The sequence below is a fragment of the Lentibacillus kimchii genome (assembly GCF_042666895.1).
GTDB classification, from domain to species: Bacteria; Bacillota; Bacilli; order Bacillales; family Amphibacillaceae; genus Lentibacillus; species Lentibacillus kimchii.
In genome coordinates this window covers 1-3,895 of the sequence record NZ_JBHTGR010000020.1, presented here as the reverse complement: position 1 = coordinate 3,895, position 3,895 = coordinate 1, and the positions used below count along the sequence as shown (strand labels likewise).

Here is a 3,895-nt window from a genome sequence, read left to right as displayed (position 1 = left end):
TGCAGATGTTTGAATCGCTGGAGGAACAAGTTTAAACGACTAAAACACTGGCTAACTAAATTCAAAAGGGATAGGGTCATTTACACAAAATTATTGACGCCCCCGTAATGTTTTATCAAAACATTACATCATATCAGTAAATATATTCTATCACTGAAAGTTTTATATTATTATGATCTTAGTATTTTAATTCCAACGTTTGTTGCTTTGACTTCGGCATCTTTAGGTGCTCGCCCCATTTCATATACCCAATAAAAATCACCTGAGCATATAGCAGCGTGTATGGTACTTACCATTACAAAAATCAATTTGGGTAATAGCCCTAAATATAAAGATCCTATGTATAAAGCTGTAATAATAATAAAAGGGGCAATACAACTAATTGCAAATGTGAAACGTGTGAAAATACTACTTGGCGAAGCTGCATAAGGCATGCCATTTTTAAAGCCAAAATAAACTTTGTTTTTATGTGAGAAAGCTTTAAAAAATAAACCGTGAATAAGTTCATGAATTATAAGTGTTCCAAAGAGTATTAGGATAGCAAAAATAATATTAAATACTGTTGAATCGTTCATATCAGGTGTACTGGCGGTACGTGCGATACCAAAGAATACTATTGCGAAAAGAATTATTGAAACGGCTGAGTATCTGTTAATTTTACTTTTCAAATTTCTATCTTCCAACAGCCTTATTTCTTTCACGAAAACATTTCTCCTCTACAGTTAAATGGTCTGTTTGTTGAGTAAAATTTAATCCTATCACTATAAGACTTTCAGATGTGATTTTCTACCAAAGCATTACATCAAATGGCTTAAATTATTCTTCGTTTTTTATTTTTGCTCTGAACCATCCTGTATAAGATGCAGGATGACAAGTTTTTCATCAAAAGCCAATGATCATCAATATAAACCGACCCAGTGTGCCAAACATAAAAATGTCCCTACGGAAAAAACAGGATCTGCCTGGTTCCCCAGCTTGAGTGGGGACATTTTCCCCTTATCCTGTCTAACGATTTTCTCCCTTTTTTAACTCAAATTAAACAGCAGTAGGAATACAAATCTATCTTTAAGATAGTACCAATGGCCTGAAGCTATTTTACTATTCACAAGATGTTTTTTACTTTATTGTCTATGGGATTAATTTTGGGGATAATGCCCATGAGTACTGCGTCAGTGTATTTAGGTGATACAGGTAGTTCAGAAGAATATTGGAGCGATGCCACTGACGATCTAAATGCAGACGGGCTTTCTGGTCCTACTTGCACAAGGTCTTTTCACGTATCGAATTCAACGCTTATGCACTATGGTACAACGAGTACAGGTATATCAGGATTATTTAAAAAGTATGCTCCACGTTTATTAGGTTATTTTGGGGCTTCTGGAATGGTTAGCGGCATAGCTGGGGGTTTAAATCATTTGTCCGGGAATAGCGGTTATGAGTTGAAAGTAACATTTCAACATGGAACGACTGAAGTATTTGATGGATTCACTTGGGTTGAACATACTGGTTATCATATAGTGAGTCAGTCAATTACGGTCTATTAACTAAAAAAGCCTTTGCCTGTGATTTGGCAAGGGTTTTTTTAGTTATTTCTTATTATTAAGATATATATGATAATCTCTATAAAGATCATAAAATGCTTTAGCAAAAATTAATACGGTGGCAATTACTATCCACCATATTTCTAAGTTTATTGCGCTAATGAATAAAATAATACTTGTAATCAATGTGCCGGAATGATAAATAATATCCCCCATTTATGCTACCCCCCCTTTCTAATCTAATATATATCATTGTTTTAATTTTAAATTATGAATTTTGGTATATCAATACAAAACTAAAATAGGTGCAGCTTTTCTATTTTTCCAACGTAGTAACATATACGACATGCCTATTTGTTACTGTTTCTTTTAAATAACCTTGCCCAAAATCCTCGCTTATCTACCTTTTCTCGGGTTTCAGCCAATTCCGTTTTTAAATCTTGTATTTCTTGTTTTAAATCTTCGACTGTTTCACTGGTCTGCTCTGTCCGTTTTTCCATGTCGTCCATCCGTTCTTCACGCGATTCTTCCCTGTCTTGTAGGGATTTTATTGATTCGTCCTGGTCGGATAACTTTTGAACTGCTTGTCCCATAGTCTGAATGACATCTCGTAAATCGCCATTATCTTGATTAGTACGTTTACTTATGGATTCCTCGGCATCTTCCTGTGCCTCTGCCATCACTGGGAATCCTTGATCCGCCAGTAATTCCATGATCTGTTGTTTTTGATAGTTTCTCTCTCTACATTGCTTTATAAAATTTAATACTTCAATCGCTTCTGGGCGATAATATGTTACGTTCTTTTGTTTTGTTTTCGGGATATAGATATTAAAATCTTCAATCCAATCTGCAACCGTACTTTTGGCCACACCCACTTCTGGATGCAAATCTTTCTTGCGCAGCAGATCCACTTTTTTGCCTCCTTTCCTATATGTCCGTCCAATGACCATCCGTCCGTTTTTATTTCAGCCCTATAACTACGGTATTTCATATTCGTTTTCAATTCGTCCTTATCTTTATTAAACAAATAGAATTGAAAAAAAGCAAGAAAAGATAGTCTTACTTTTGGAATCAAACTATACGGTCCATATGTGCACAAAAGTAATTGGAATATAAATATTGATAAATCTCTTATCTGTATTAGATCTGATATTCTACAGCCCCCGCAGGAAACCCAATTTAATTGCAGTTTTTTGGTTTTTAAAATCACTGCATATACCACTCCTATTTGGTCGTGATGTCTCTTTAACAAACAAAAGTGCATCTTCAAGATCCACGAAAGCTTAAAGCTGTCAGCTCATAAAGATAACAATCATGCGTTTTAAAGAACGAAATTTTAAAACAAGCATTCCCTATATAAACACACAAAACCTTTCACAGCTCATCCGATGTTTTCAGGACCAATACCCCTCACACTTTAACAAATAGGTCCTGTTTGTAATTATTGAAGTCTATTTCAAATGCCATCTTTTTAATAGCAATGATGACGTTCACTCGCCAATTTTATCTGAACATAAAAAAAGAACAGCAACCTCTTCTTTGGGTTGCTGCTCTTTCCACCAGACAAATAGCAAATGTTGTCAAAATTTCCGCCTGATGATAGTATTTAAATTAACAAATAAACAAAGAACCCTGTCACAAACGGTCCACCCAAGACATGTTTTGTGAAACAGGGAAATCAGAAAATGCTTCAATATATTTTCCAATTACAAGTATATTATAGAATGTGCTTATTGTAAATATTGAAGCCTTCGATTTCTCTGTTAAGTTTGGACATTTCGTGACAGGGATATGGGAGGTTTTTTATATGGATATTTTGGATTTTTTAAGATCAGATGGATCAATCGTCGTTAATAAGAAACTGGCGCATGAAATTGGACTGAATGAAGCTGTTATTTATAGTGAATTAGTCAGTCTCTTTAAATATTGGACGAGTCGTGATCAGCTTATAGAAGATAAGTGGTTTTTCTGTACCTCTGAAAATTTGGAGAAAAACACAGCACTCAAACGGAAACCACAAGATAGATCCATAGCCAGCCTGCAAAGGTTGGGTTTAATTGAGGTTAAAAAAATGGGGCTCCCGGCCAAACGTTATTTCGCGATAACCAATAATATATACAGCTTGTTTTCAGACAGTCCAACCAAGGATGTCCAAAATGGACAAACTGACAATGACGGGATTCCAAAAGAAGAAAATCCGGTTGAATCCCGCCATGATCAGTTTGCCCAAAACGGACAAACTGGAATGTCCGAAATGGACAAACTGGAATGCCCAAATTGGACAACTAATAATACTAGAATTAATAATACTGAATTAAGAACTGATGATGATGAGAATAAAGAAACGCGCGCAA

At 35.2% G+C, this 3,895-nt stretch carries 4 protein-coding genes and 1 pseudogene; 2 read left to right on the top strand and 3 right to left on the bottom strand.

Going from position 1 to position 3,895, the window contains the following annotated elements; translation table 11 throughout:
* Nucleotides 1-170 precede the first annotated feature (170 nt).
* The gene (locus tag ACFQU8_RS08760; RefSeq protein ID WP_382358831.1) at nucleotides 171-701 is read right to left on the bottom strand and encodes a DUF3267 domain-containing protein; all 531 of its coding nucleotides are present in this window, start codon (nucleotides 699-701) and stop codon (nucleotides 171-173) included.
* A gap of 456 nt (nucleotides 702-1,157) precedes the next feature.
* Between ACFQU8_RS08760 and ACFQU8_RS08755 the strand changes: the two genes are divergently transcribed.
* Nucleotides 1,158-1,544 carry a hypothetical protein gene (locus tag ACFQU8_RS08755; protein WP_382358830.1) on the top strand — a complete coding sequence of 129 codons (387 nt, stop codon included), beginning with the start codon at nucleotides 1,158-1,160 and terminating at the stop codon, nucleotides 1,542-1,544.
* A 42-nt stretch (nucleotides 1,545-1,586) separates the two neighbouring features.
* Here ACFQU8_RS08755 and ACFQU8_RS08750 read toward each other — a convergent pair whose 3' ends face one another.
* A complete protein-coding gene (locus ACFQU8_RS08750; RefSeq protein WP_382358829.1) occupies nucleotides 1,587-1,757 on the bottom strand; it encodes a hypothetical protein in 171 nt (56 codons plus the stop codon).
* Nucleotides 1,758-1,891: 134 nt separating this feature from the next.
* On the bottom strand, nucleotides 1,892-2,452 hold the full coding sequence (locus ACFQU8_RS08745) for a MerR family transcriptional regulator (protein ID WP_382358828.1): 561 nt from the start codon (nucleotides 2,450-2,452) through the stop codon (nucleotides 1,892-1,894).
* Nucleotides 2,453-3,348: 896 nt separating this feature from the next.
* Between ACFQU8_RS08745 and ACFQU8_RS08740 the strand changes: the two are divergent.
* Nucleotides 3,349-3,895: pseudogene (locus ACFQU8_RS08740) on the top strand (hypothetical protein); the annotation flags it as partial.